The organism is Bacillus sp. Root131, assembly GCF_001429475.1.
Lineage (GTDB): Bacteria > Bacillota > Bacilli > Bacillales > Bacillaceae_G > Bacillus_A > Bacillus_A thuringiensis_S.
This window is the reverse complement of the sequence record NZ_LMJQ01000028.1, coordinates 7,369-10,748: the sequence shown is the minus strand read 5'-3', so window position 1 is coordinate 10,748 and position 3,380 is coordinate 7,369. Positions and strand designations below refer to the sequence as shown.

Sequence of the window (3,380 nt, the reverse complement as noted above, 5' to 3'; positions counted from 1 at the left end):
TTTTTGAATTGTTTCCCTTTAAAATATCCCATGCATCCTTCTCCTCGCCCCATTTTCTCTATATTTTAACTTCACTCCAAAAACTTTGCAACAGAACCAGAAATTCCCTCTTCACAAGCATTACAGATTCTAGGACAATTTGATTCTGAAGAAATATCAGGCACAATTAGAGAAACACGTCGGTATCGTATACGGAAAAATGGGGAAGAATTGTTCCAATACTATAGACAGAAACATCCGAAATTATTTGAGAAACAAAGATTATACACGTATGAAGAGTTGAAACACCGAGCGGTGTATTACTGTTCGTCTCATTTAATGATTCACATGTAATTCAGGAAGCACTGGAGAATGCCCTGATCACCTAAATACCACTAAAATGGTTATTATATCCAATTAATTAGTCGAGAGGGATAAAAACGAACGCCCAGATTCCTCTCTAACGAAAGATAAGGAGGTTCTGAATACGTTTGAGTCTTGGAAGGCAAATAGCTACCATACAAGGAGATAAGATAATGAAAAGATGGGTAGTAAATATTTTAGGTAGAAAGGGAGATAAATCAGTGAGGATAGGTGCATATACAAGAAATATATAAAATTTCACGTATCATAATGTTTATAAAAACAAAACACAGTAAAAATAACAACAAGGGTTGCTTCTTCTCTCCTTCCTCCGCTACAATAGATATATACTTTCTTTGCCCATTCCCCCGAAAAAGGGGAATAACAAAAAAGACAGAATATGAAATAAGAAAGGTGACTCACTCTATGAATCAACCTTTAGTCAATTTACGAGTCGATTTTGCTTTTAAGCAATTATTTGGTGTACAAGGACAAGAGGAATTACTGATTTCTTTTTTAAATGCAATCTTGCATGAATCCTTATCTACACCGATTGTATCCTTAAAAATTGAAGACCCACATCTCCATAAAGAATATGAAGAAGATAAATTATCCATACTAGATATATTAGCTACACTTCAAGATGAAACCAAGGTGAACGTGGAAATTCAGTTACGAAATACACAAGAGATAGTAAAACGTTCCCTGTATTATTGGAGTAAACTGTATACATCTCAATTGGAGCAAGGGATGCCCTATCGTTCTTTACGAAAAACGATTGCGATTAATCTATTAGATTTTGATCTCTTTCCTCAATATGATGACATGCATACAGTCGGACAATTTTGGAGTCAACAACACAAGGAAGTGTTACTCGAAGATTTAGAAATCCATTTCATTGAAATTCCGAAATTGCTACAGCAATGGAGAGAAGAAAAGATTAATCCGTGGGAAAATGAATTTGCTCGTTGGTTACTTTTACTACCAGCGCATGAAGATGAGCATTTAACCCACACGTTGGAGGATATAGCCATGAAACAAGATCCAATGTTACAGAAGGCAATCCACAAATGGGAAAATATGAGTCAGAGTAGCTCTTTCCGTCTCGCATATGAAGCACGGGAAAAAGTGTTATTTGATGAACAAGCAAAATTAGCACATGCTCGTGAGGTTGGTATAGAAGAAGGGATGGAAAAAGGGAAAGTAGTAGGCATTCAAGAAGGAAAAATCCAACTTATCCGAGGCATGCATAAAAATGGCATGGATATCGAAGATATTGCGAAGTTTACGAATATGGAACTGTCGGAAATACGCAATATTTTAGACAAGTAAAGTGTACCGTACACTTTTTCAAAAGGTTAGATGATTCTTTAGGGCCATCTGAACCTGAAGAACTAATACCAAAAAATAAATCGAATATTCAGAAAAAACAAACCGAATAAATCCAGTTATGTTATAATTAGCTTAACCGATATACTGTACTATCTTTTACTCCCTGATTTGTTATACAAATCAGGGAGCTTTTCGTATGTTCTACGGTCTTTTTATCAGTAAATTTCTATACAAGAAATGATTTCCTAAAAATAAAGTTACTTGCTAGCAAAAGAATGGAGTAAGTACATACCATTTTGTTTTTATACAGAAATATAAGCAAACCTTTTCAAGGGATAGGCTTCTTTTCTATTATTCTATCTCATCAATGCGTTCTTTTCAATGTTTTACTCGTATGAGAGTCCATTACGTTTACTAAAATATCCGCAATACGTTTTCCATTTTCAAAAATAATTTGATTCTTTGTATATATATCTATATATTGTCCTAATCCTTCACTTAACATCACTTCTAATTGCCCATTATCCAGTATTTTCCCCGTTAAAATGGTGGGATGTGTACTTAATGAACGATACAATTGTAACGTATCAGCTAACGATGCCACTAATGGTCTCAACAGAGCATCATAGTGTGGAAGCATATCTGCAGCGATTTGCTCATTTAGCACAAAATCGATTCCATTCTCCTTTAAATCAAACCGATATAAGAAAATCATGTACATAGCACGTCCTTTTGCACTTCATGTGCACAATAGTAGTAGATAATAGAAAGTTGAGGACATGATTATACCTAATTCCCCAACTTTCTCGACTGAATTTCAAAAAGGTGTAGGTTTATTATATAACTGTACGGATCAACTTTTTTGTTTCTTCGCTTCTATTTGATTGTTCCATTTTTTTCGTACAGCTCTTTTTATTGAAGTACTATGAAAGGGATTTTACACTTTTATATATTTTGTTCCCCTTAGTTTGAGGGCGATGTTGCCTTACCTCAGGTGAGGTCTACAAACGAAAAAGACGGTCAATATTGAACCGTCTTCTAAGAAATAAAATGCAAATGTACATTCATATATGACAGCTAAAAACCATATTGAAGACTATGTGCCATACGGAATGAAATACCAATATGTTTTAACAGCATTTCTCTTTCATAGCTTTCATCATAGACATAGTAGAAGTCATCATTTCATCACATTCATGCATTGTATTGACCATAGCTTTATCCATATTTACATTCATTTGCATCATGTTGTTCATCATCATCTTCATACACTTCATTTCACACATCATTTTTTCCATAGACATCATCATATTTGTTGTACCTACCATCATTGTTTTTTCCATTTTAACATCCTCCTACATTTTCAATTTTTTTATCTAGCAATTATAAACATTCTTTTTCTTTTTACAAATACCTCCAAATTCCTTCCTAGATAGATATTGATAAATAATTTCTAGTTAGGATAAAGAAAACCACTATAAAAAGAATAATCTTTTTCATGTAAAAAACTTCCTTAACATACAATTTTCTTTTTATGGTTATGTTTCTTTTAAGCAAAGAATAAATCTAGCAGTTCGTAAAGGTGTACTTATACCGTGCTGTTGATTCCGAAGGAAACACGCTTGATTTTTATTTGAGTAAGAAACGAGATGCGAAGGCTGCCAAGTGCTTTTTAAAGAAAGCCTTGGCTTCTTTTCATGTCACAA

At 33.8% G+C, this 3,380-nt stretch carries 3 protein-coding genes and 2 pseudogenes; 3 read left to right on the top strand and 2 right to left on the bottom strand.

What is annotated here, in order from left to right; genetic code table 11:
* Positions 1-69 precede the first annotated feature (69 nt).
* A pseudogene (locus ASE54_RS37265) lies at positions 70-333 on the top strand (hypothetical protein); the annotation flags it as partial.
* A 435-nt stretch (positions 334-768) separates the two neighbouring features.
* Positions 769-1,674 (top strand): Rpn family recombination-promoting nuclease/putative transposase, encoded by a 906-nt coding sequence (locus ASE54_RS26795; RefSeq protein WP_001075555.1) that lies wholly within the window; start codon positions 769-771, stop codon positions 1,672-1,674.
* 364 nt (positions 1,675-2,038) lie between these two features.
* On the opposite strand, the gene ASE54_RS26790 is transcribed toward ASE54_RS26795, so the two are convergent.
* Both ASE54_RS26790 and ASE54_RS26785 read right to left on the bottom strand, forming a co-directional pair.
* Positions 2,039-2,395, bottom strand: a complete 357-nt coding sequence (locus ASE54_RS26790) for a hypothetical protein (protein ID WP_012211103.1) — start codon at positions 2,393-2,395, stop codon at positions 2,039-2,041.
* A gap of 409 nt (positions 2,396-2,804) precedes the next feature.
* A complete protein-coding gene (locus tag ASE54_RS26785; RefSeq protein WP_000416119.1) occupies positions 2,805-3,017 on the bottom strand; it encodes a hypothetical protein in 213 nt (70 codons plus the stop codon).
* Positions 3,018-3,259: 242 nt separating this feature from the next.
* Here ASE54_RS26785 and ASE54_RS35240 point away from each other — a divergent pair.
* Positions 3,260-3,380: pseudogene (locus tag ASE54_RS35240) on the top strand (DDE-type integrase/transposase/recombinase); the annotation flags it as partial.

Bases quoted from the DNA above. Each gene is read 5' to 3' on its own strand.
- ASE54_RS26785 (WP_000416119.1), bottom strand. From the start codon at position 3,017: ATGGAAAAAACAATGATGGTAGGTACAACAAATATGATGATGTCTATG.
- ASE54_RS26795 (WP_001075555.1), top strand. From the start codon at position 769: ATGAATCAACCTTTAGTCAATTTACGAGTCGATTTTGCTTTTAAGCAA.
- ASE54_RS26790 (WP_012211103.1), bottom strand. From the start codon at position 2,395: ATGTACATGATTTTCTTATATCGGTTTGATTTAAAGGAGAATGGAATC.